General features: G+C 71.2%; 22 protein-coding genes. 8 read left to right on the top strand and 14 right to left on the bottom strand.

The features are described 5' to 3' along the window. Positions 1–6: 6 nt before the first annotated feature. Positions 7–594, bottom strand: a complete 588-nt coding sequence (locus AC1DG4_RS11745) for a flavin reductase family protein (protein WP_477378360.1) — start codon at positions 592–594, stop codon at positions 7–9. A 298-nt stretch (positions 595–892) separates the two neighbouring features. On the opposite strand from AC1DG4_RS11745, the gene AC1DG4_RS11740 reads away from it, so the two are divergent. The 6 genes from AC1DG4_RS11740 to hrpB all read left to right on the top strand — a co-directional run bounded on the left by AC1DG4_RS11740 (position 893) and on the right by hrpB (position 9,201). Continuing rightward, positions 893–1,828, top strand: a complete 936-nt coding sequence (locus AC1DG4_RS11740; RefSeq protein ID WP_477378358.1) for a DUF1684 domain-containing protein — start codon at positions 893–895, stop codon at positions 1,826–1,828. Between the two features lie 118 nt (positions 1,829–1,946). Then, positions 1,947–2,708 (top strand): class I SAM-dependent methyltransferase, encoded by a 762-nt coding sequence (locus tag AC1DG4_RS11735; RefSeq protein WP_477378356.1) that lies wholly within the window; start codon positions 1,947–1,949, stop codon positions 2,706–2,708. Between the two features lie 250 nt (positions 2,709–2,958). Continuing rightward, positions 2,959–3,387 (top strand): MarR family winged helix-turn-helix transcriptional regulator, encoded by a 429-nt coding sequence (locus tag AC1DG4_RS11730; protein ID WP_477378355.1) that lies wholly within the window; start codon positions 2,959–2,961, stop codon positions 3,385–3,387. 108 nt (positions 3,388–3,495) lie between these two features. Beyond that, positions 3,496–4,842, top strand: a complete 1,347-nt coding sequence (locus tag AC1DG4_RS11725; RefSeq protein WP_477378353.1) for a DUF222 domain-containing protein — start codon at positions 3,496–3,498, stop codon at positions 4,840–4,842. 143 nt (positions 4,843–4,985) lie between these two features. Then, positions 4,986–6,521, top strand: a complete 1,536-nt coding sequence (locus AC1DG4_RS11720) for an SPFH domain-containing protein (protein WP_477378351.1) — start codon at positions 4,986–4,988, stop codon at positions 6,519–6,521. A 94-nt stretch (positions 6,522–6,615) separates the two neighbouring features. Then, positions 6,616–9,201, top strand: coding sequence for an ATP-dependent helicase HrpB (hrpB, locus tag AC1DG4_RS11715; RefSeq protein ID WP_477421247.1), 2,586 nt, complete (start codon positions 6,616–6,618; stop codon positions 9,199–9,201). On the opposite strand, the gene AC1DG4_RS11710 is transcribed toward hrpB, so the two are convergent. From AC1DG4_RS11710 to AC1DG4_RS11675, 8 genes are all read right to left on the bottom strand, one after another. Further along, the gene (locus tag AC1DG4_RS11710) at positions 9,198–9,932 is read right to left on the bottom strand and encodes an ABC transporter permease (RefSeq protein WP_477378348.1); all 735 of its coding nucleotides are present in this window, start codon (positions 9,930–9,932) and stop codon (positions 9,198–9,200) included. The genes hrpB and AC1DG4_RS11710 overlap by 4 nt on opposite strands. Then, the gene (locus tag AC1DG4_RS11705; protein WP_477378346.1) at positions 9,929–10,702 is read right to left on the bottom strand and encodes an ABC transporter ATP-binding protein; all 774 of its coding nucleotides are present in this window, start codon (positions 10,700–10,702) and stop codon (positions 9,929–9,931) included. The genes AC1DG4_RS11710 and AC1DG4_RS11705 overlap by 4 nt, the downstream gene beginning before the upstream one ends. A 194-nt stretch (positions 10,703–10,896) precedes the next feature. Further along, entirely contained in the window at positions 10,897–11,484 is a 588-nt protein-coding gene (locus AC1DG4_RS11700; RefSeq protein ID WP_477378344.1) for a TetR/AcrR family transcriptional regulator, read from the bottom strand. A gap of 46 nt (positions 11,485–11,530) precedes the next feature. Further along, positions 11,531–11,854: a hypothetical protein gene (locus AC1DG4_RS11695; RefSeq protein ID WP_477378342.1), complete on the bottom strand. Its 324-nt coding sequence runs from the start codon at positions 11,852–11,854 to the stop codon at positions 11,531–11,533. A 41-nt stretch (positions 11,855–11,895) separates the two neighbouring features. Beyond that, entirely contained in the window at positions 11,896–13,419 is a 1,524-nt protein-coding gene (locus AC1DG4_RS11690) for an L-serine ammonia-lyase, iron-sulfur-dependent, subunit alpha (RefSeq protein WP_477421246.1), read from the bottom strand. Next, positions 13,416–14,996, bottom strand: coding sequence for a sensor histidine kinase (locus AC1DG4_RS11685; RefSeq protein WP_477378338.1), 1,581 nt, complete (start codon positions 14,994–14,996; stop codon positions 13,416–13,418). Before AC1DG4_RS11685 ends, AC1DG4_RS11690 begins: the two co-directional genes overlap by 4 nt. After that, the gene (locus AC1DG4_RS11680; RefSeq protein WP_477378336.1) at positions 14,993–15,838 is read right to left on the bottom strand and encodes a response regulator transcription factor; all 846 of its coding nucleotides are present in this window, start codon (positions 15,836–15,838) and stop codon (positions 14,993–14,995) included. Before AC1DG4_RS11680 ends, AC1DG4_RS11685 begins: the two co-directional genes overlap by 4 nt. A gap of 119 nt (positions 15,839–15,957) precedes the next feature. Continuing rightward, entirely contained in the window at positions 15,958–17,250 is a 1,293-nt protein-coding gene (locus tag AC1DG4_RS11675; protein ID WP_477378334.1) for an MFS transporter, read from the bottom strand. Positions 17,251–17,352: 102 nt separating this feature from the next. Between AC1DG4_RS11675 and AC1DG4_RS11670 the strand changes: the two genes are divergently transcribed. Beyond that, positions 17,353–18,228: a LysR family transcriptional regulator gene (locus AC1DG4_RS11670; RefSeq protein ID WP_477378332.1), complete on the top strand. Its 876-nt coding sequence runs from the start codon at positions 17,353–17,355 to the stop codon at positions 18,226–18,228. Here AC1DG4_RS11670 and mmuM read toward each other — a convergent pair. Further along, positions 18,214–19,104, bottom strand: a complete 891-nt coding sequence (mmuM, locus tag AC1DG4_RS11665; RefSeq protein WP_477378330.1) for a homocysteine S-methyltransferase — start codon at positions 19,102–19,104, stop codon at positions 18,214–18,216. The genes AC1DG4_RS11670 and mmuM overlap by 15 nt on opposite strands. 65 nt (positions 19,105–19,169) lie before the next feature. Between mmuM and AC1DG4_RS11660 the strand changes: the two genes are divergently transcribed. Beyond that, positions 19,170–19,979: an IclR family transcriptional regulator gene (locus AC1DG4_RS11660; RefSeq protein WP_477378328.1), complete on the top strand. Its 810-nt coding sequence runs from the start codon at positions 19,170–19,172 to the stop codon at positions 19,977–19,979. Here the strand turns inward: AC1DG4_RS11660 and AC1DG4_RS11655 are convergent. The 4 genes from AC1DG4_RS11655 to AC1DG4_RS11640 all read right to left on the bottom strand — a co-directional run bounded on the left by AC1DG4_RS11655 (position 19,973) and on the right by AC1DG4_RS11640 (position 23,455). Further along, positions 19,973–20,725, bottom strand: a complete 753-nt coding sequence (locus AC1DG4_RS11655; protein ID WP_477378326.1) for an IclR family transcriptional regulator domain-containing protein — start codon at positions 20,723–20,725, stop codon at positions 19,973–19,975. The two genes, AC1DG4_RS11660 and AC1DG4_RS11655, sit on opposite strands and share 7 nt — an antisense overlap. Positions 20,726–20,808: 83 nt before the next feature. After that, positions 20,809–21,009 (bottom strand): alanine racemase C-terminal domain-containing protein, encoded by a 201-nt coding sequence (locus AC1DG4_RS11650; protein ID WP_477420245.1) that lies wholly within the window; start codon positions 21,007–21,009, stop codon positions 20,809–20,811. Beyond that, positions 21,006–21,935, bottom strand: coding sequence for an alanine racemase (alr, locus tag AC1DG4_RS11645; protein ID WP_477420243.1), 930 nt, complete (start codon positions 21,933–21,935; stop codon positions 21,006–21,008). The genes AC1DG4_RS11650 and alr overlap by 4 nt, the downstream gene beginning before the upstream one ends. Further along, positions 21,932–23,455, bottom strand: coding sequence for an amino acid permease (locus tag AC1DG4_RS11640; protein ID WP_477378322.1), 1,524 nt, complete (start codon positions 23,453–23,455; stop codon positions 21,932–21,934). The genes alr and AC1DG4_RS11640 overlap by 4 nt, the downstream gene beginning before the upstream one ends. Positions 23,456–23,700 lie beyond the last annotated feature (245 nt).

The following is a 23,700-nucleotide window of genomic DNA, read 5'->3' as shown; positions in this document are numbered from 1 at the left end:
CCGCCGTCACTCGATCCGGGACGGCTCCCCCAGTGCGTGCCACGTGCGCGCCACGTAGACCAGCGGCGTCGCTGCGGCCTCGGTCCCTGACGCCTCGGGGAGTTCGGCGTGGAGAGCATGGACGACCACGACCGTGGACGTGCCCGCCCGCACGCGATGCAGGACACGGCCCCGGATCCACGTGCGCGCCGCGGGGAAGTAGGGCTCTCCCGTGTCCAAGCGATTCCAGATGGCGCGATCCGCGAACCGATCGATGCCGCTGGTGGCGCCCAGCTTCGCCAGGCCGAGCTGTCCGGAAGACAGCAGATGGACGATCAGGGTGTCCGCGCTGTTGATCGTGGTCGAAGCCGACGACTGATCGGAGACCGAGAACACGAAGAGGGGAGGTTCGGCACTGACCGAGAACACGCTGGTGGCGGTCAACGCGACCGGTCCGTCGCCCGCTTCCGCGGTGACCAGCGCGACGCCCGCGGGGTGCTCCCGGAACGCCCGTTTGAACTCCTCCGCGGAGAGAGCGTGGGCCCTGTCGAGGTCGTCGCTCTCTCGTCCGTGGCTCTCCACGCCTTTCGGCCGGTCGATCTGCTGAGTCGCCATGACGGATCCCTGCTTCTGCTCGAGACAATGTGGCGGCGCGCGGCACGTGCCGGCTCCGTGGCGCTCAGCCTGCCGCCGCGACGGCGATCGGAACTCCTCTGTGTCGCCAGGTGCAGAACTATTGCGCGCGATGACGTCGGGTGACGACATCCGCCACCGAGCGCACGACCGCGATCTACCGTCACGGTGAGAAGAGCACAGCAGACATCACGAGAGGGGAACGAGGCATGGCGGGCTTGCGAGGCCGTGCGCCCATCCCCCTGCGGATGGCATCCGGATCGGGCGGAGAGGGGCCATGGTGACCGGTGAATGGTATTCAGAGCTGGCGGACGCCACGTTCGCAGGGCTCTCCTCCGCCTCGATGTCCGCCGATCCGCCACCCGACGACCTCGGATCCGAGAGCCTCGGCTCCTATGTCTTCACGCAGGAGTGGCAGCGGTGGCACGACGATCTCGACCTACGCCGGCAGGACCCGCACGGACCTCTCGCGTACACCGGACTGCACTGGCTCGGTGCACGCCCGCAGCGCGTGCCGAGGGTCCCCGGATCCTTCCGCGCGATCCGCGGATCCGTGCTCATCGCCCTCGATCCCGAGGAGCGTGCTCGATACGCCGACGTCGACCTCGCCGGCGAGACCCGCATCGACCCCGGCGAAAACGGCACCCTCGAGTTCGCCGGGGGCACAGCGGAGTTCACCAGGCTCGGCGGCCACGCGGTTCTGCGAAGCCGACTCCAGCCGAGTCCGTTCCTGGAAAGGTTCGAGGACACCCCGACGTTCCCTCCGAACAAGGCGTGGGTGATTCCCGCGGTGTTCCACGCGGATCCGCGCGAGTACGAGGTCGACGCCGCGGTGGGCGACTTCCTTCATCTCCTGCAGTCTCCCGGCACGCTGCGTTTCGCTGTCGGCGAGCGCGTGCATGAGCTCGCCGTCTTCGAAAGCGTGTCCGGCAACGGCTGGCGCCTGCCGTTCACCGACGCCACCTCGGGCCGTGAGACGACCGCCTGGGGCCGCGACGTCGTCCTCAGCCCGGTCCCGGACGGCGAGACCGTGATGGTCGACTTCACCCGGGCCAGCAACCTGCCCTGCGCGTACAGCGATATGACCACGTGCGCGTTGCCACCACGAGAGAACCGGATCCGGACCCGGATCACCGCCGGCGAGAAGACACCCCGCCTGCGCCTCATCGCGGGCGCCCACGGCCCTGCCGTCGTCGCCCAGTCACGGGATGGCTGAGAACGACTACCTCGATGAGGTCGTCGTCCAAGAAGAAACTGACGCGGAAGCAGCCTCACAGATCGCTCGTGATCCCATTCACCCAGTACCTTCGCCGGGTGCGGGATAGCGTGGTGGGATGCGCTCTTTCGAGGAACTGGTGTCGGAGGCCGATGCCGCGGACGTGGACGGGTGGGGCTTCGGCTGGCTCGACGGGCGCGCGACCGAGGAGCGACCGCCCTGGGGGTACGCGAGCCTCCTCGCGGAACGCCTGCGCCAGGCCGGCTCGGCGCTCGACCTCGACACCGGCGGCGGCGAGGTGCTCGCCGAGGCCTCGGTGCTCCCGCCGCGCATGATCGTGACCGAGGGCTGGGCGCCGAACGCGGCGCGCGCCAGGGGGCTGCTGGGTCCGCGTGGCGTCGAGGTCGTCGAGGCCGCGGACGAGCCCCTGCCGTTCCCTGACGGCACGTTCGATCTCGTCACTTCGCGCCATCCGGTGCGCCCAGACTGGCCGGAGATCCACCGCGTCTTGACACCCGGTGGTCGTTACTTCGCGCAGCACGTGGGCGCGGCCTCCGCCTTCGACCTCATCGAGCACTTCCTCGGGCCGCTCCCGGAACAGCGCAAGGGGCGGGACGCCCACGCCGAAGCGGCCGCGGCAGAAGCGGTCGGCCTGGTCGTCGAGGATCTGCGCATCGCACGCTGCCGGATGGAGTTCTTCGACGTCGGCGCGGTCGTCTGGATCCTTCGGAAATGCGTTTGGTGGGTTCCCGGCTTCTCCGCAGCCGAATACGAGCTCCCGCTGCGCGAACTCGATCGCACGATGCGTGCGGGAGAGCCGTTCGTCGCGACATCGACAAGGCACCTGATCGAGGCGTCCAAGCCGGCAGACGCCGTGTAGCCGCCCGGGAGAATCTGCAGGTCCCGTGGGACAGGATCAGACCTTATGAATACGCCCAGACCGTGACCTGATCGTTGCATTCGTTACCCCGCCGTTATACAGTGATCGCACGGTGAAAGTTTTGCTGTGGCTCTCACCGCATGTGATTGCAGGACACTCTTGGTGCAAAGGGACAAAGGCCGGTCGGAAGCCTCTCCGACCGGCCTTTACTGCGCGGCCCTTTGTCCGCCCGGGCGGATATTCTGATGCGATGAGCGATCGGAAGCTGGCCCTGACGGCCTGGGAGACCCTCTTCCGCGCCCAGCACGAGATCTTCGCCGAGATGTCGACCGACTTCGACGGCGCCGATCTCTCGGCTGCGGAGTACGACGTGCTGCTCACCGTCACCCGTTGCGCATCGCACACCGCCCGCCTGCGCGAAGTCACGGCGAACATGCTGATCAGCCAGCCCAGCGTCTCGCGACTGGTCGACCGCATGGTCACGCGGGGACTGCTGGAGAAGTGCCCGGATCCGGAGGACGGACGCGGATCCCTCGTGCACGCGACCGAGGCGGGAACGCGCGCGTTCCGCCAGCTCGCCACCGCGCACGGTCGCTCGATCGCCGAGCGCATGTCGACGCTGGACGACGAGGAGCTGCGCACTCTGACAGCGCTGACGGAGAAGCTCCGCGCCCGGTGACCGCCGTGGCTGCGCCCACTCGTTCCCCACAAGCGGAGCCGCGAGAAAGTTCTCCACAGATCTCGTAGATAGCTTCGAATGTCTTGTAATCCCGCGTAAAATCAAGGCATGACCGGACATCTCGACCCACTGCACGAGGCGCTGACGCGTCTCGATGAGGTGTGGAACGGCGCGCGCGAGGCGGGTGATCTCTCCCGCACGCAGCTGATGGCCGTGACGGAGGCGCTCGGTCTGCTGCATCGCCGGTCCGGGGCGATGCTCGCCGAGGTCGCCGCCTGCGTGGCGCACGAGTCCCGCACCGAGCTGGGCGCGGACTCGCTGGCGAAGGAGCAGGGGTTCCGCAACGCCGCACAGCTCATCGCGACCACGACCGGTGCGACCACGGGCGACGCCTCGCGGCTGGTGAAGGTCGGCGAGGCCACGGCGCCGCGGACGAACCTGGTCGGCGACCGCGTCCCCGCGAAGTACCCGGCCGCGCAGGAGGCGCTCGCCTCCGGCACGCTGACCGCACAGGCCTTCGCCGTGATCCTCGCCCTGCTCGAGCGCGTGCGCGTCAAGATCGGCGCGGCGCAGACCGCCGAGGCGGAGCGACTCCTCGTGGACAAGGCCGCCGGCCTGTCGCACGACGATGTGCGCCGGCTGGTCACGCGCGCGGAGGCATGGCTGGATCCCGACGGGGTCGCCCCACGGGAGCAGGAGCAGCGCGACCGCCAGTCGCTGTCGATCTTCGAGCGCGACGGGCGGATCCACCTCGACGGCGACTTCGACGCCGCTCACGGGGCGCCCATCGTCGCCGCGGTGAACGGGTACGTGTCGGCGCTGTTCGCCGCACGGAAGAACCAGCTGGCTCCGGATGCTCCCGATGCGGACCATCGCTCGGTCGCCGCACTGCGGGCCGAGGCGCTCAGCGCGATCTGCGCGCATGCGGTCGGCTGCGAGAACGAGGCGCCCGCGCTGGCCGGTGCGACCGTGGTGGTGCGGGTCGATCTGAAGGACCTCACCGACGGGACCGGATACGCGACGATCGACGGATCCGACCTCCCCGTCAGCATCGCCACCGCTCGGCAGCTCGCCGCGAGCGGCGGCGTCATCCCGTGCGTGCTCGGGACCGACCGCGAGGTCCTCGACTATGGGCGCCGCCTGCGGTTCTATACGACGGCGCAGCGCCTCGCCCTCGCCGAACGCGACGGCGGCTGCGCGATGTGCGGGCTCCCGCCGTCGATGACCCGCGCGCATCACATCCGCTGGTGGAAACGCGACGCGGGCCCGACGGACCTCGAGAACGGGATCCTGCTCTGCGAGAACTGTCACCATCGGATCCACGACAACGACTGGGAGATCCGGATCGAGGGCAAGGGGCGCCACAGCAGGGTGTGGTTCATCCCGCCGCCGCACGTGGATCCCGCACGCACGCCCCGCCTCGGCGGAAGAGCCCGCTTCGACCTCGCGGCCTGAGGACGGTGTGCCCGCGCGGATGCGCGAGTGCGCGAGTGCGCGAGTGCGCGAACGTTCCACATCCCTCACGGCCGGTTCATAGGTTCTGGCATAGTCGTTCGTGACGCCCTCATCGGGCGCGACCGGAGAACACAGGAGTGCATATGGACCCCGCCGCCCTCATCGGGTTGCTCATCATCATCGGGGCCGCGATCGTCGGCGTCGTCATCATCCTGCTCGTCGTGCTGCTGCTCGCGCGCAGCTGGATCAAGGTCGCCCGCGCCGACGAAGCGCTGGTGATCTCGGGCCGCAAGCAGAAGGTGCAGCGCGCGACCCTGCTGCCCGACGGCTCCACGAGCTCGGAGATATCCGAATCTCCGGTCACCGTCATCGTGAACGGCAAGTCGCTCGTCAACCCGATCACGCAGCGCCACGAGGTCATCTCCCTGCGCTCGCGCCAGGTGCTGCTGAACGCCGAGGCGCAGTCGCTCGACAGCGTCACGCTGAACGTCGACGGCGTCGCGATCGTGAAGATCGGATCCGACCCGCTCTTCGTGCGCCGCGCCGCCGAGCGCTTCGCCTCGCAGGACAAGGCGATCGAGCAGTTCACCACCGAGCAGCTCGAAGGCGCCCTGCGCGGCATCGTCGCGACCCTCTCGGTCGTCGAGCTGATGCGGGAGCGCAAGAAGTTCTCCGACCAGATCGCCGCCGACGTCTCTCAGGAACTCGCCGAGCAGGGCCTGATCCTCGACTCGTTCCAGATCAAGGGCATCACAGACAAGGTCGGGTACATCCAGTCGCTCGGCGCCCCGGAGATCCAGGCGAAGCGTCAAGCCGCCGAGATCGCGCAGACCAACGCCGACCGTGCGATCAACCAGAAGTTCATCGCCAACCAGGAGGCGAACCTCGTCGAGCAGACCGCGCTCGACACCAACACCGCCAACGCGGCCGCCGGCGTCGGTCGCGCCAGGGCCGAAGCCGAGCAGGCCGGACAGCTCGCCCGCGCGCAGTCCGAGCAGGCCGTGCTGCAGCAGCAGGCCGAGAACAAGCAGGCTCAGCTCGACGCCGACGTCAAGCGCGTCGCCGACGCGCAGCGGTACGAGGCGGAGACCCGCGCACAGGCCGAGCTCTACACGCGCGAGCGCTCTGCCGAGGCCGCCGCGATCGAGCAGGTCAAGCAGGCCGAGGCATCCACCCGCATCGCCGAGCAGCAGGCCCAGTCCGACAAGGCCCGCGCCGACGGCGAGGCGGCCGCCGCGGTCGCCAAGGCCACGGGTGAGGCCACCTCCCTGCGCGCCCAGGCCGACGCGGAGGCCGAGGCCCGTCGCGTGCGCGCCACCGCCGAGGCCGAAGCGATCCGCGCCGAGGGAGAGGCCCGCGCCGCGGCCGTCGAAGCCGAGGCCAAGGCCATCGCGTCCAACCAGGAGGCGTTCCTGTCGCAGCGCGTGCTCGAGGTGCTGCCGTCGATCATGGCCGAGTTCGCCAAGGGCTACTCCACGATCGGCAACGTGTCGATCATCGGCGGATCCGGCGAGGACGGCGCATCGAGCGTCGTCGGCGGCGACAACGCGAGGGCTCTGCGCAGCGTGTTCGACAGCGTGCACGCCGCGACCGGCCTCGACCTCGCCGGCATCATCCAGGGCCAGGCCATCGGCCGCGGCTTCGGCGCGGGCCTCGCACAGTCCGAGGCGGCCGAGTAACCCCCTTCGCGAACGGCGCTCGGATCCCTCGGGGTCCGAGCGCCGTTCGCACGCCGGGGCATCCCGGGATCCCGTCTCGGGGCAGACTGGACGGATGACCTCCGCGCCCTTCGACCTGCGTGCGATCGGCGCATCGCTGTCCTTCGCCGCCGCGCTCGACGAGGTGGCCGCCGCGCTCGAGGCCGACACCGCGCTGGTCATCAGCGCCCCGCCCGGCACCGGCAAGACGACGCTGATCCCTCCGCTGCTGGCGTCCCGCGCCCAGGGCCGCGTGATCGTCACCCAGCCGCGCCGCGTCGCGGCCCGCGCGGCGGCCCGCCGGCTCGCGCAGCTCGACGGATCCCCGCTCGGAACCAGGGTCGGCTTCACCGTCCGCGGCGAGCGCGCCGTGAGCCGCGACACACGCGTCGAGTTCGTGACAGCGGGGGTGCTGCTGCGTCGGATGCTCGACGATCCCGGTCTGGACGGCGTGGATGCCGTCGTCATCGACGAGGTGCACGAGCGTGCCCTCGAGACGGATCTCCTGATCGGCCTGCTCGGCGAGGTGCGCGAGCTGCGTGACGACCTGACTCTCGTCGCGATGTCGGCCACCCTCGACGCGACCCGGATCGCCTCCGTGATCGGCAAAGCCGACGCGCCGGCGCCGATCGTCGAGCACGCGGTCCCTGCGCACCCGCTCACCGAGCGCTGGGCGCCGAGCCCCGTGYCTCGGCTGGACGAGCGCGGGGTCACCCGCGGCTTCCTCGATCACTTGGCTCGCACCGCAGGCGACGCCGCGCGGGAACTCGTCCGCGACGTTCCCTCCGCGGACGTTCTGGTCTTCGCACCGGGCGCGCGCGAGGTCGCCGAGATCGCGCGCCGGCTGCGCGAGCGCGGACCGGCGTTCGACGTCCGTGAGCTGCACGGGCAGATCCCGGCGGCGGAGCAGGATGCGGTGATCCGCGGCCGTCGCGCATCCGAGCCCCCGCGCATCATCGTCACCACCTCGCTCGCCGAGTCGTCGCTCACCGTGCCCGGCGTGCGCCTCGTGGTCGACAGCGGCCTGTCCCGGTACCCGCAGCGCGACACGGCACGCGGCATGAGCGGCCTGGTGACCGCCGGCGCCGCCCGCTCCTCCGCCGTGCAGCGCGCCGGGCGTGCCACACGTCAGGGACCGGGCACGGTCATCCGCTGTCTCGACGAACGGACGTTCGCCGCCGCGCCGGCTCGCCCTGTCCCCGAGATCGCCACCGCCGACCTCGCCGATTCCGCACTGCTTCTGGCATGCTGGGGCGCCCCCGGCGGCGCAGGGCTGCGACTGATAGACCCGCTCCCCGCCGAGGCCCTCGCCGAGGCGCAGTCGGTGCTGCACGACCTCGGCGCCACAGACGCCGATGGCCGCGCCACCGCCGAAGGGCGCGCGCTGGCCCGGATCCCGGTCGACCCGCGCCTCGCCCGCGCCCTGATCGAGGGCAGCGGTCTCGTGGGTGCCCGCCTGGCCGCAGAGGTCGTCGCCCTGCTCGGCGGAGACCTGCGCGTGCCGGACGCGGACGTCGCCGCCGCGATCGTCGCGCTGCGGAACGGCCGGGGTCCGGACTCCCGCCGCTGGGCACAGGAGGCCGACCGGCTGCGGCGCTTCCTCCCCGCGGCGCCACCGCCCTCATCGGCGCAGCACGGCGTCGACGAGGCAGGACTCGTGATCGCGCTCGCCTTCCCGGCGCGCGTGGCCTGGCGGGTCGAACGCACGGCCGACGGGGCGACGTTCCTGCTCGCATCAGGAACCCGGGCGGGCGTGCGGCCACCCCTCGCAGACGTCGAATGGCTGGCCGTCGCCGACGTCGCCCGCGCCTCCGGGCGGGTGGCCGGCGCATCAGGAGCCGTCATCCGGGCCGCTGCCGCGATCACCGAGGCGCACGTGGAGCGCGCCGCCGACCACCTGGTCACGGACCGCGTGGAGGCGGAGTTCGCCGGCGCCCGCGTCACCGCCCGGCGCGAGCGCAGGGTCGGCGCGATCGTGCGCTCGTCGGTTCCCCTCCGGCCGAGCGCGGAGGAGGGCCGCGACGCGGTGCGCCGCGCGCTGCACGCGCAGGGACTCGAGGTGTTCACCTGGTCGGAGGCCGCGGATCAGCTGCGCCGCAGACTCGCCCTGCTGCACCATGAGCTCGGATCCGGATGGCCCGACGTCTCCGACGCCGCCCTGACCGCGGCGCTCGACGACTGGCTCGGCCCCGAGATCGACGCGCTCGCGACCGGGACTCCGACGACGAGGATCGATCTCGCCCCGGCGCTGCGCCGGCTGCTGCCCTGGCCCGCCGCCGCGGGGTTCGATGCGCTCGCGCCGGAGCGTCTCGAGGTGCCGACCGGATCCCGCGTCCGGATCGCGTACCCATGGCACGATGATCCCGGCGCACGCCCGGTGGTCGCGGTGAAGCTGCAGGAGTGCTTCGGCTGGTCCGAAACGCCGCGCCTGGTGGGAGGGCGCGTGCCCGTGCTCTTCCATCTGCTCTCCCCCGCCGGACGACCGCTCGCCGTCACCGACGATCTCGCGTCGTTCTGGTCGGGACCCTATGCCCAGGTGCGCGCCGAGATGCGCGGACGCTATCCGAAGCATCCCTGGCCCGAGGATCCGTGGCGGGCCGCGCCGACCCGGCACACCAAGAACCGGGCAGCACGCGACCAGGACGCGCGCCGGCGCGACTAGGACGTGCGCCGGCGCAGGGTCAGCGGTGCGAGCACGAGGAACGCCACGGCGAAGCCCGCCACGATCAGCACCGGGCGCCACAGATCCCAATCCCCGGTGCCGGAGGTCACGGCCTGGATCGCGTCGATCGCGTGGCTGAGCGGCAGCCAGTCCGAGATCGTGTAGAGCACGTCGGGCATCCTGTCCCGCGGCATGAACAGGCCGCCCAGGATGATCTGCGGGAACACCAGCACGGGCATGAACTGCACGGCCTGGAACTCGGTCTGCGCGAACGCGCTCGCGAGCAGACCGAGCGAGGTGCCCAGCAGCGCGTCGACGACGGCGACGAGCCCGAGCTGCCAGAGCGGACCGTCCACGGTGAGCCCGCACACGTACACGGCGAACGCGACCGTGACCACGGCCTGCAGCACCGCCATCAGGCCGAACGCGAGCGCGTAGCCGAGCACGAAGTCGGCCTTGCCGAGCGGGGTCGTCATGAGCCGCTCGAGCGTGCCGGACCGCCGTTCGCGCAGCGTGGTGATCGAGCTCACCAGAAACATCACGATGAACGGGAAGAGCCCCAGGATCGCCCCGCCGAAGGTGTCGAACACGCCCTTGGTGTCGGTGAAGAGCCAGGCGAAGAGCCCGACCAGCAGGCTCGGCGCGACCACCATCAGCGCGATCGAGCGCGGGTCGTGACGCAGCTGGGTGAGCACCCGACCCGCGGTCGCGAACATCCGGCGGGGGTTCATGATGCCGCCGCCTCTCGCTGCTCCCGGCGGGTATGCGGACGGTCGACGGGCTCGGCGGCCTCGTCGCGAGCGATCAGCACCAGGAAAGCCTGCTCAGGATCCGTCTTGCCCGTGTCGGCGAGCAGCTCGGCCGGTGTGGTGTCGGACACGATCCGCCCCTCACGCATGAGCAGGAGTCGGTCGCAGCGCAGGGCCTCGTCCATCACGTGGCTGGAGACGAGCATCGTCGTGCCGGCCTCGGCGATCCGGCGGAACAGGTCCCACAGCTCCGACCGCAGCACCGGGTCCAGTCCCACGGTCGGCTCGTCCAGCACGACGAGCTCGGGCGATCCCAGCAGCGCGACCCCGAGCGACACCCGGTTCGCCTGCCCGCCGCTGAGCGCGGAGACCCGCTGGCCGGCGTAGGGCGTCAGACCGACCTGCTCCATGACGCGGTCCGCATCGGCGTGGCTGACCCCGAGCACCGCGGCGAAATAGCGCAGGTTCTGCCGCACCGTGAGGTCGGAGTACACGGCTGCGCCCTGCGTGCCGTATGCGACACGACGCCGCAGCGAGGCGGATCCGGCCTTCTCACCGAGCACCGTGACCTCGCCGGAGCGGATCCGTTGCACGCCCACGATCGCGCGCATGAGCGTGGTCTTGCCGCAGCCGGACGGGCCGAGAAGACCGGTCACCTCGCCGCGCGGGATCGTCAGCGCCAGGCCGTCGAACACGTCGTGTCGGCCGCGCCGCACGTGCAGCCCGTCGATCACCACCGCGTTATTCATCATGTGATGAATTATGGATCCACGCGGGTCGGCGGTCAAGGGTTACGAGCCTGCCCGACCGTTCTCAGGATGGATCGGGCGATCTCGTCGTGCCGGGGCCGGCTTTCCGCGGATCCGGCGAATCCATCCTGAGAACAGTCACGACCGGACTCGAACTGACGGGAGGACGACGCGACGTCCAGCTCGAGAGGGACGTCCTACTCGAACAGGTAGCGCTGAACCGTGGGGCCCACCCGGGCGACGAGCTCGTCGACGGAAGCGTCGGCGATGGGCTGAAGGCGCGCCACGTAGCGGGTCACGATCAGCCCGGCGATCTGCGAGGCGACGAGCGTGGCGCGGAGAGCCGCGTCGGGCGTCTCCAGTCGTGCCGTGATCCGGCCGATCAGCTCCCGGGACAGGAACCCCACGAGCGGCGGCGACATGACCTTGGATCCGAGTGCGACGCGGATCATCGTCACTCCGCGCCGGCGCACGTCCGGCCGCTCGAACGCCTCGAGCACGTAGCGCACCACGCGCTCGCCGACCTCATCGCGCGGCCCTTCCAGGATCGTGGGGACGTCGACGTCCGGCCGCAGCGGGATGCCGATCACCTCCGCGAACAGATCGGCCTTGGCGCCGAAGTAGTGGTGCACGAGCGCGGAGTCGACGCCGGCGCGCGCGGCGATCGCCCGGATCGTGGCGCCGTCGTAGCCGTTCTCGCCGAACTCGTGCTCCGCGGCGACGACGATCCGCTCCCTGGATCCGGATTCCCCCTTGGGACGCCCGCGCCGCCTGGTCGTGGTCATGCGTTTCACCCTATGCCGCGGGCATGCCGGCGGCGAGGGCGTCCGCTCAGAACACCGGGCGCTGCACCGTCGAGACGAGGACGGGCAGCGCGAGCGCGACCACCGCGAGCACTCCTGCGACGGCCCACTCCCATCCGCGCTGCGGGCTGCGGAGCGCGCGGACCAGGTGCACGATCAGCACCACGACGAGGAGTCCGGCGACCACGGCCGCGACGACAGCGGGGCCGAAGAATGTGGTGTGCTCCGTCGCGCTCCCCTGTGCGGTGGGCAGGTAATACGTCAGCACGATCTGCGAGAGCGCACCGGCCAGGCCGAGGAGGGCGGCGACCAGCATGAGCGATGCGAGGACGATCTTGAGCGGACGCGACATGACCACATCATGCCCGATGCCGGAGGTCCCCGCGAGGGCGCTCAGCACTCGATGACGTTGACCGCGAGGCCGCCCTCGCTCGTCTCCTTGTACTTCGTCGACATGTCCAGGCCCGTCTGCCGCATGGTCTCGACGACGGCGTCCAGCGAGACGTAGTGCTGGCCGTCGCCGCGCAGCGCCAGCCGCGCCGCGGTCACGGCGGTGGACGCGGCGATCGCATTGCGCTCGATGCACGGGATCTGCACGAGTCCGCCGATCGGGTCGCACGTGAGGCCGAGGTGGTGCTCCATCGCGATCTCCGCGGCGTTCTCGATCTGCCGGTTCGTGCCGCCCATCACCGCGGTGAGCCCGCCCGCGGCCATCGCGCACGCGGATCCGACCTCCGCCTGGCAGCCGCCCTCAGCACCCGAGATCGAAGCATTCGCCTTGAACAGGGATCCGAGCGCGGTCGCGGTGAGCAGGAACCGGCGGATGCCGCGCCGACGGTTGGCCTCGGCGAGCTCCTCGGGGTCCTCGAGCGCGCCGACCGCGACGAGCGAGGCCTCCGCGCTGAAGCCCAGCAGGGCGCTGCCGACCAGCTCGCCGTACGGGGTGACCGCGTTGCCCGCCCCGAGACCGGAGTCGGCGAGGAAGCGCCACCAGTACATCGCCACGGCCGGCAGGATCCCCGCGGCGCCGTTCGTGGGGGCGGTGACCACGCGCCCGCCCGCGGCGTTCTCCTCGTTCACGGCCAGGGCGAATGCGCCCAGCCATTCGCCGGGGACGGYGGGGTGCCCGTCGGACTCGACCTCGTCCAGCTGCTCCCGGATCGCACCGGCACGGCGCTTGACCTTGAGGATGCCCGGCAGCGTGCCCTCGGCGTGCAGACCAGCGTCGACGCAGGCGGACATGGCGTTCCAGATCGCGTCGAGGCCGGCCGCGACCTCCTCCTCGCTGCGCAGCGCGGTCTCGTTGCGCCGTGCGAGCTCGGCGATCGTCAGCCCGTTCTCATCGCACAACTCGAGCAGCGAGGCGGCGTCCCGGTACCCGAACGGGAACTCGTGGGCGCCCTTCGTCTCGCTTCGCTCGCTCAGGGACCGGTCCTGGTCCTCTCCGTCGCGGCGGATGAACCCGCCGCCGATCGAGTAGTACGTCTCCTGTGCGAGGTGGATCCCGTCGGCGTCGAGGGCGCGCAGAGTCATCGCGTTCGGATGGCCGGGCAGGCGCGTGCGCGGTTCGAACGTGATGTCGTCCTTCTCGAAGACCACGTCGTGCGTGCCGTTCAGCGCGAGCGAGGATCCATCGGCCCAGTCGGCCCACGCGCGGCGCACATCGGCGGGATCGCAGCTCTCCGGCGTGAGACCGCGGAGGCCCGCGACGACCGCATCGGGCGTGCCGTGGCCGAGCCCGGTCGCGCCGAGGGATCCGTAGAGCGAGCAGGTGACCCGCGCCACCTGCTCGAGCGTGCCGCTCGCGGCGAGCCGTGCGGCGAAGTCGACGCCGGCGCGCATCGGGCCCACGGTATGGGAGCTCGAAGGTCCTACACCGATGGAGAACAGATCGAAGGCCGAGACGTACGCAGTCACCCCTCCAGCGTAATCCGCCGGGCGGCGTCCGGATCCGTGTCCGGCCCCGCGACAGGAAGCGTCACCACGAAAGTCGTGCCAGGACCGGCCCCCACCGTGATCCTGCCGCCGTGCGCTTCGACCACCGCGCGGGCGATCGCCATGCCGAGGCCGGTGCCGCCGCCCTCGCGCGAACGCGAGGTCTCCCCGCGGGCGAAGCGCTCGAACACCGTGTCGCGGACCGCCTCGGGGAGTCCGGGGCCGTCGTCCGAGACGGTGATCCGGACGGACCTTTCTGCAGCCGCGCCCGCCTCATCGCCCGTGCGGCCCTCATCCAGCCGCATGCGCACGGTCGTCCCCTCCGGCGTGTGCACGCGCGCGTTGCCGAGCAGGTTGTCGACCACGCGGCGCAGATCCCCGGCGTCGCCGCGGACGAGCGCGGCATCCTCGCCGAGCTCCAGGATCCACGTGTGGTCGGGGCCGGCCAGGCGTGCGGCGAGCACGGCCTCGGCCAGCAGCAGCCGCAGATCGACCTCGTCCTGCGCGAGCGCGGGCAGCGCGTCGAGGCGCGCGAGCAGGAGCAGCTGATCGATGAGTGCGCCCATCCGCACCCCCTCGACGTCGATGAGAGCGGCGTTGCCGCGGATCTCGGGCTCCTCCGCCTCTGGGCGATCGGAGAGCTGCGCGTAGGCGCGGATCGTCGCGAGCGGGGTGCGCAGTTCATGGCTGGCGTCGGCGACGAAGCGCCGCATGGTCGACTCGCTGGCCTCGCGCTGGGCGAGGGCGCTCTCGACGTGGTCGAGCATGTCGTTCAGCGCCGTTCCCACCTGGCCGACCTCGGCGGTGGAGGCGATGTCGCGGGCGTCGACCCGCGCCGCGAGCCGCACCTCGCCCCGATCCAGCGGTACCGCCGTGACGGCCGCCGCGGTGTGCGCGACGCGCCGCAGCGGTCGCAGGGCCCGCCCCATCGCGACGGCGGCGGCAGCGATCGCGAGCACGATGCAGGCGAGGCCGACCAGCGCGACCACGAGCGTCAGCCGTCCGGTCACGGCCGTGACGGAATCGAGCGGCAGCGCGGTGACCACGCCCACGCCGCTGGGCGTGGTGCGCCCGGCGACGCGGTAGTCCCCGAGCGAGCCGCCGAGGTCGAGGGTGACCGGCGCGGTGCGATTCGCGGATCCGGTGGGAAGGCGCGCGGCGAGGAGCTTCTTCTGGGCGGCGGTGAGATCGTGCCGCACCCCATCGGAGGCGATCCAGCCGCCGAGCTCGAACCTGCCCTCGCGGAAGATCGCGGTGATCGTGCCGGCCGACTGCCCGGGAGCGCCCACCACGTCGTTGCGGCTGGGACGCGCGGACGGCGTCGGCGCCGGGGTGGCTCCGGGCGTCGGAGGCGTCGCCCCAGGAGCGGATCCGGGCCCTCGCCCGCCGGCGATGTCGGCTCCGCGCGCGGCCGCGCCGTTCAGGCGCGCGTCGACCTGGCCCAGCATGTAGTCGTGCAGCGAGAGCACCGCGACCACGCCGACGACGATACTCACCGCCGCGACGAGGGCCGAGGCGATGAGCACCACCTGCAGGCGCAGACTGCGAGGGCGCCTCATGCGCCTCCCTCGGGGAGCGGGTCGGATCCCTCGGGGAGCGGGTCGGATCCGCCGCCCGCACCGTCCGCGACCCGCAGCACGTAGCCGACCAGCCGCACGGTCTCCAGGTTCAGCACCGTGGATCCGGCGAGCTTGCGGCGCAGGCTCGACACGTACACCTCGACCAGGTTCGACTCCGTGCCGAAGTCATAGCCCCAGACCGCCTCGAGGATCTGCGCCCGGCGCAGCACGCGGCCGGCGTTGTTGGCGAGCAGCAGCAGCAGCTCGAACTCCGTGGGGGTCAGTTCGAGCGGGGATCCGCCGAGCTCGGCCGTGGCTTCGGCCTTGTCCACCGCGAGGTCCCCCACCCGCAGCTGCGACTCGGCGGGCCTCCCGATCGCCGCGGCCGTGCGGGCAAGCACGCGCACCCTCGCCTGCAGCTCGGCGATCGCGAAGGGCTTCGTGAGGTAGTCGTCACCACCGGCGCGGAGCCCCGCGATGCGGTCGTCGTGGCTGTCCAGGGCGGTGAGGAACAGCACCCGGATCTCGGGCCGGATCGCACGGATCCGCTCCAGGGTGTCGAGCCCGTCGATGTCCGGCATCATGATGTCGAGCACGACCACGTCGGGCTGGAACTCGCGCACGGCGATGAGGGCGCTGCGCCCGCGGTGCTCGACCCGCACCTCCCAGCCGTCGGCGCGGAGGGATCCGCCCACGGCCGCGGCGAGCGCCTGCTCGTCGTCGACCATGAGCGCCCGCGCGGGCGATCCGTCGGCCCGCACGATGGGCGGCAGACCGAGGGGCAGAGAGACCGTGACGGAAGTCCCCGCCCCGTCGCCGTCCTGCGGCACCGCCTCCGCCATGTCCGTCCTCCCCCCGGACCCGCTCTGCGCGCCCGAATCCATGGTCGGAGTCCTCCCGACGCAACTCCTGTGAGTCAGCTATGCGACGGATGAGGATCCTCGATCGCCATGCACTCCGATCATGCCCCGTAGGCGACAGATCGGCGAGCGCGCCCGCGGAAGGTGTCCACGAGCACGACGGTGAGGGCGATGACAGCGGGCGCACCGCCTGCGAGCAGGAACGTGAGCTCGCCGCCCAGCGCATGCACGGCCCAGCCCGCGGCGAGCGCCCCCGCCGCCTGCATGCCCGTCATGCACACGACGTAGAGCGACACCACCCGCCCGCGGATCGCGCCGTTGGCCGAGAGCTGGGTGAGCGAGTCGTTGCCGATCATGAAGGCTGTCCGCATCAGCATCGACGCGACCAGTCCGACGACGAACAACCCGGCGACCGGCGCGAGGCCGGAGCACGCCCAGATCAGCCCCGCGCCCGCGAGCAGCAGCGCACTGTCGCGGAGGCGCAGCTGACGCCGGCGCGCCGCCAGCAGGCTGCCCAGCAGCGCGCCCACCGCCGATGCGGTCTGGAACAGGGTGTACCCCAGCGTGCCGAGGCCGTATCGCTCGTTCGCCGCCCAGGCCATGAGGATCGACGCCGTCAGCGCGAAGAACGCGAGCGACGAGATCAGCAGCAGTGCGGTGCGGATCTCCGGCTTGCGTTGCACATAACGGATGGCTTCTCGTATCTGCCCCCGCCCTGCCGCGACCTTGATCGCCGGGTGCAGCGCGGAACGCCGGATACCGAGCAGCATCACGATGCCCGCGAGCGGCCCGAGGGGTGCTGCCACGAGTGCCCATCCGGATCCGATGATCGCGACGAGGCCGGCGGTGAGCAGCGCGCCGAGAATCCCGGCGAGCTGCTGCACGGCGGCGTTCAGACTCATCGCGTTGGGCAGTGCGCGGGTGCCGACGACCTGCACGAGCAGCACGGCGCGAGCCGGTGCCTCGAACGCCGCCGCGACGCCGAGCAGGAGCGAGGAGGCGACGATCAGCGGCACGCCCGCCGTGCCGAGGATCGCCGGCACGCCCAGGAAGAGCGCCGAAACCACCACGAGGAGCTGGGTCAGCAGGACCGTCTGGCGGGGTGCGAAGCGGTCGCTGAGCACACCTCCCCACGGTCCGAGCACRATGGACGGCAGGAGCTGCGACGCGACGACCAGAGCGACGAGACCGACATCGCCGGTGAGCTCGATCATCAGCGAATCGGTGGCCAGCCGTGCCAGCCATCCCGCCGCGGAGGTCGCCGCGAGGCCGGCGAAGTAGAGCCGGAAGTTCACCTCCCGCAGCGCAGAGAACGTTGCTCGGAAGGTCGGTCGGGTCGCGAGCACCGGCAGCGGCTCGGTGATCGGATGATCCACGCCCGACACGGTAGACATGCCCTCAACGGTACGGAGGATCGCGCGATCACTCACGATAATTATCGACATAACTGTTATCGGATCTGTGAATGACCAGGATCCGGTGGAACGGGAGCGCGCATGTTCGAGCCGGATCTGCTGCGGTGCTTCGTCGCCGTGGCGGAGAACCGCAGCTTCTCGGAGGCCGGGCGGCAGCTCGGGATCAGCCAGCCGACGGTCAGCCAGCGCGTCCGCCGCCTCGAGGAGCAGACCGGCCGCGCACTCTTCGCCCGGGACACCCACAGCGTCGCCCTTACCGATGGCGGGGAGGCGATGCTCGCGTTCGCGCGCCGCGGCCTCGCCGTGCTCGATGAGGCGCATGCGTACTTCTCCGGCCCGGCGGAACGCGCCACGGTGCGTTTCGGCACCGCTGACGATCTCGCCCTCACCCACCTGCCCGGAATCCTCCGCGATTTCCGCCGGAAGAACCCGCTCGTCGAGGTCGAGATCACGGTCGGACAGTCCGCCGCATTGGTCCGACGCCTGCGGGCCGGCGTGCTCGATCTCGTCTACGTGCGACAGGAGCCCGGGATCGCGGAGGGCCACGTGGTCCGGCGCGAGCAGCTGATCTGGGGTGCACACCCGTCACTGCGACTCGACCCGAGCGACGTGGTCCCTCTGGTCACGTATCCCCGGCCGAGTCATTCTCGCGCCGCCGCAGTCGCCGCGCTCGAATCCGCGGGACGACGCTGGAAGGCGACCTGCACGGTCCGGGACATCGCCGGGGTCCTTGCCGGTGTCCGCGCAGGCCTTGGCGTCGCCGTCTTCCCCGGTGGGATGATGCCACCCGATCTGGTCCGCGCGGACGCGACGCTCGGCCTCCCGCGGCTGGACACCCTCGACTTCGCCCTCATCGACGACCCGGCGGCTCCGCGTGCGCCGATCGAGGCGCTGAGCACGGCGATCATCGACTCCCACACCAACGAGGCCTACAGCCCCGGATCACGAAAGGACTGAGGCGACGGCCTTCGCGAGGCCGGCGATGTCCGCCGGGCCGTATCCGCAGCAGCCGCCGATGCAGCGGGCGCCGGCGGCGACCCAGGCGTCGACCAGCGCGTGGTCGACGGCGTGCGCCTGCGACCAGGTCTTGGCGGCGCTGTCCCAGATGCCGCCCCGGTTCGGGTAGGCGATGCCGGGAAGCCCTGTGACCTGCACCGCCGTCGTGATCGCACCGAGCATGTCCGCCTGCTCCGAGCAGTTGACCCCTGCGGCGATCAGCGCGGATGAATCCGCGAGAGCGGCGAAGGCCTCGGTGAGCGGCTGACCGGCGCAGGTGGCCGCTTCGCGCACGGAGTAGCTGAACCACGCCGGAAGCCCGATGTCGTCGAGCAGCGCGACCAGCACGACCGCCTCCTCGACATCGGGGATCGTCTCCACCGCGAACAGATCCGGTCCGGCTTCCGCGAGCAGCTCCAGCCGCGGACCGTGGAAGTCCCGCAACCGGGCCGCGGAGAGGCCGTAGCCGCCGCGATACTCCGAGCCGTCGCCGAGCACGGCGCCATACGGGCCGACGGACGCCGCGACCCGCAGTCCGGGGCGCACCGACGCGAGCTCGTCGCGCACGTCGCGGGCGATCGTGACCCCGCGGCGGATCAGGGCACGGGCCTGGGCCGCATCGAATCCCGCGGCGAGGAACCCGCGCTCGCTGGCCTGATATGTCGCCGTCGTCGCGACATCCGCCCCCGCTTCGAAGAAGTCGCGGTGCGCCCGCGCGATCCGCTCCGGCTCGTCCGCAAGCAGTCGCGCCGTCCACAGCGCACCGTCCACGACGATCCCCTGCTGCTCCAGGGCCGTCGACAGGCCGCCGTCCAGGATCGTGACGGGCGGCATCATCGCCCCCACCTGATCCGCCCCCGTTCCGCGAACGACGAAGGACGGCGGTCGAGTACGCTCGTGCCATGCCGACCGCCGAAGATCTCGCCCAGGTCAGGACCAGCATGGGCCGCGGCTTCGACGTCCTCTCCGCACTCGCAGAGCTCCTGCCCGACTCCCCCGCAGGTGCCTCGGTCCAGGATGTCGCGCAGGCTCTCGGCCGCGAGCGCTCGCAGGTCTCCCGCACGCTGTCCGCCCTCGCCGACCAGCGGCTCGTCGTTCGCGGCGAGGACCACCGCTACCGCCTCAGCTGGGGCTGGTACGCGGCCGCACAGGATCTGACCGACCGCCGGATGCGCACCACGGGGCTCGAGGTGCTCGACGAACTGGCATCCTCGGTCGGCGAGGCGTGCTTCCTCGGCATCCTCCAGGGCGACAGCACGCTGACGATCGTGGAGAGCATCCCTGCGGGATCCCGCATGATCGGATCCTGGATCGGCCGCGCCTACCCCGCGTTCTGCAGCGACGCGGGGCAGGCCGTGCTGTGGGACGCGAGCGACGACGAGGTGCGCACCGTGTTCGCCCGCACCTCGTTCACCAGCCCCGGCCCGAACGCGCCCGCGTCGGCGGAGGACTTCCTCGGTCGCCTCCGGAAGGCCAGGGAGCGCGGATACGCGATCGTGGATCAGGAGGCCGAGCCTGGCCTCTACTCCGTGTCGGCGCCGGTGTGGGACTTCCGCGGTGAGGCTGCGGCCGCCGTCCAGATCGTCGGCGAGCGACCGACGCTGCAGCCGCGCACAACCGAGCTCGCGACGGCCTGCGTCGCGGCTGCGGACACGCTTTCGGCCGCACTCGGAGCGCCCGGCGCACGCCGTGGACCGCACGGGACTCACTGACCACTCGCGGATATGCTGAGCCGGTCGTGGACCTCGCCGAGGGCCGTCAGTGCCGCACGCGTGCGGCGAGAGCTCTGAGGGGCGCCGCTGATCGCGATCGATGCCACGATCCCGGAGCGCCCGAACACCGGCAGCGCGAACTCCGCCACGCCTTCCGCGTACTCGTCCACGGCGGAGATCACCCCGGCGGCCCTGTCCCGTTCGAGGAGAGCCTGCACCTCCCCGATCGTGCGTGCCGCCGCGGGTCCTCCGACTCCGACGAACTGCACATCCTGGAGCAGCTCGGCGAGCTGTTCCGGGGAGTGGTCCCAGAGCAGCGCACGGCCGGCGCCGGTGCCCCAGATCGGGGTGACCGTCCCGTATCGGGTGGACAGATCTGTGGCGCCGATGCCCGCCTCGGCGCGCAGCACGAGCGCCGCCGCGCCATCGGCGGCGCAGATGCGCGCCGTCATGCGCAACGTCGATGCCAACGTCCGCAGCTCCCGCCGTCCGGTCCTCAGCCAGGGGGCGTCGAGGGCGACGGCGATACCGAAGTAGGCGTCGCCGGCACGGAGGACCGCATCCTCGTCGCGCTGCAGGAAGCGCAGCGCGCGCAGTTCCTGGGTGAGGCGCGACACGCGGCTGCGTTCGATCCCGGTGGCATCGGCGAGACGGGAGGCGTTGAACCCGGACCGCCCGGCCTGCTCGCGCGCGACGGCCGACCCGAGCAGCGCGAGGCCCTGCGACAACGATGAGGGAGCCGACATCCTGCCTCCCCGGTTCCTGCGCCGTTCTCCGGATACGGCTGATCCGGTTCCGGGTCCGGCCAGCCTATCCGGCGCCTTCGCGATCATGACGACTCCCGCCCCGCTCGTGCTCGTCGCGGGAGCAGGCGCCCCCACGCGGTGTACAGATCGGCCGCGATCTGGCCCGATGCGGCCTCGAGGTCCCGGGCGAGGATGGCCTCGCTCTCCTGTTCGCCTGCCAGCACGACCTCGTCCCCGATCCGCGCCTCGGGAACACCGGTGACGTCGATCACGAGAGAGTTCATCGCGAGCTTGTCGACGACGGGACCCGGCACCCCTGCACCAGCACATGAGCGCGCCCACCGAGCACCCGGTGATAGCCGTCCGCATATCCGAGCGGCACGACCGCAAGACGTGCGGCGTGCGGGATCCGATGGACGCGGTCGTAGCCGACCGTGCTGCCGGCGGGGTACGTGTTGATCGCAGCGATCCGGGAGAGCAGTCGCAGCGCGGGACGGAGCCCTGCCACCGGCGCAGCAGTGTCCCCGTACAGCGCCGCTCCCACCCGCACGAGGTCGAATCTCGATGAAGCGACCGTGAGCGCCGCATAGGAGGTCGCGCAATGGCGCTCGAGGCCGGGCGTCCCGCCGAGCAGGCGGACGGCCTCGGCGGACTGCGCACGGAACACCTCGGCGCCTGCGGCGACGTCCTCCTCGTCCTCACAGGGGAAGTGGGAGCAGACGCCCATCGGGCGCAGCCCGGTGAGTCCGCCGATCTCGGCGAGCTCCGCTCTGCCCCGCTCGTCGCCGACGTCGACGCCGTCTCGACTGAGTCCGGTCGAGTTCACGGAGACATGCACCGGGATCCTCCGGCCCACGGTACGCGCCGCCGCATCGATCTCGCGCGCGTGGGCGAGCCCGCCCGCCCACTCCTCGACGCCCACGGAGGCGGCATCCTCGATCTCGTCGCGCAGCGCCGTGCGCAGCCGCATGATGCGACCGCGGAATCCGAGCTCGCGGGCGCGGCTCGCCTCATCGTTCGAGGTGACGCCGATCGTCGAGACTCCGGAGTTCATGAGGACCGGGAGGACGAGGTCGATGCCGTGCCCGTAGGCATCGGCCTTCACCACACCGCACAACGGCGTGGTGGAGCCGACCGTCTTCCGGACGACCTCGACGTTGTGCGCGATCGCATCGACGTCGACCTCGATCCATCCCGGCCCGAGGGTCATCGCCGGCGGCCTGCGATCGGCTCCTCGGCGGCCGGATCCTCACCGAGCTCGACCGGCGCCTCCTCCGAGACCACGACCGCCGTCTTCGCCCCGCGACGTCCGTACCGCCACCAGAAGAACAGATAGCAGAAGCCGACGAAGGGCAGTCCGAAGTAGAGCGCGGCGATCTGGTTGGGATCGAACGCGATCGCGATCACCGAGACGAGCAGCAGCACGAAAGCGACGATCGGCAGGACGGGGAAGAGCGGCGTGCGATAGGGCAGCGTCGACAGATCGCCGCCGCGGCGGAGGAACGCGCGCCGATGGAAGAACTGCGACGCCACGATCGACATCCACACCGCCACGACCGCGAAGCCCGCGATCGACACCAGCGCGAGGTACACGGTCTCCGCCGCGATGACGCTGGACAGCAGCGACACCAGCCCGAGAGCCATGCTGACGCTGAGCGCGACGATGGGGATCCCGCGCCGGGTGAGACGCGTGAACGACCGGGGCGCGTGCCCCTCCTCCGCCAGCGAGAACAGCATCCGCGCGCAGGAGAACAGGCCGCTGTTTCCTGCGGAGAGCAGTGCCGTGATGATGACGAAGTTCATGATGTCCGGCGCGAAAGGCACGCCGGCGTACACGAAGACATCCACGAACGGGCTGCTGGTGACGCTCGCCTTGTCATACGGCAGGATCGCGGCGATGACCGTGATCGAGCCCACGAACAGGACCAGAAGTCGCAGCACCGTGGACCTCAGAGCCCGCGGGATGTTCTTTCCCGGATCCTTCGTCTCGCCGGCGGCCACCCCGATCAGCTCGGATCCGCTGAACGCGTAGAAGACGGCGAGCGACGTCATCAGCACGCCGCCCGCGCCACCGGGGAAGAGCCCGTGCGGCGTCTGGAAGTTGCTGAACAGCACAGCGCCGGCGTGCGTGCTCGACAGCGGCGTGAAGCCGAAGATCGCCGCCCCGCCGAACACGATCAGCGCGACGATCGCGACGACCTTGATGAGCGAGAACCAGAACTCGGTCTCGCCGAACACGCGCGCGGAGATCGCGTTGAGGGTGAACAGCACCGCGGCGAAGACGAGGCACCAGACCCACACCTGCACGCCGGGGAACCAGCGCTGCATGAGGATCCCGGCGGCGGTGAACTCGGATCCGAGGGCCACCACCCAGCACAGCCAGTACAGCCAGGCCGTCGTGAAGCCGGTGGCAGGGCCGATGGAGCGCGCGGCGTAGATGTGGAACGCTCCGGAGACCGGGTACGCGGTCGCGAGTTCGCCGAGGCACGCCATCACCAGGTAGACGACGAGCGCGCCGATGAGGTACGCGATGATCGCGCCGAGCGGGCCGGCCTGACTGATCGTGTAGCCGGAGCTGAGGAACAGGCCCGATCCGATCACGCCGCCCAGGGCGATCATGATCAGATGCCGGGCGTCCATGGAGCGTTGGAGCCGGCGCAGCGGCACCTGCGTGGCCGTGGTGTGGGGCAGGGCGTTGGGCAGCGCCTTCTCCCCGGGAAGTGGGCTCATGATGTCTCGCATTCGAAGGGTGTGAGGGGTGAAACGAACATCTTCGTGCTATATCACCACATCAATGTGCCGATGTTGCATGAAGTGTTTCCGGACATTACCGCGCCGGAGTCCGCCCGCACAACAGCTGGCGGCACGTGCGCGCCCCTGATCGCCGCTTCGGGCGAAACGTCATCGCCGTGGGCACAACGGCAGTGCGCTCGGGCGATCGGGCAGGCGCGCACCGACACCCCGCCCGCTCAGGA

This window comes from Microbacterium sp. 05N427 (assembly GCF_056397105.1).
Note: the sequence above shows the minus strand (reverse complement) of the source record. Positions and strands in the feature narration are given on the sequence as shown.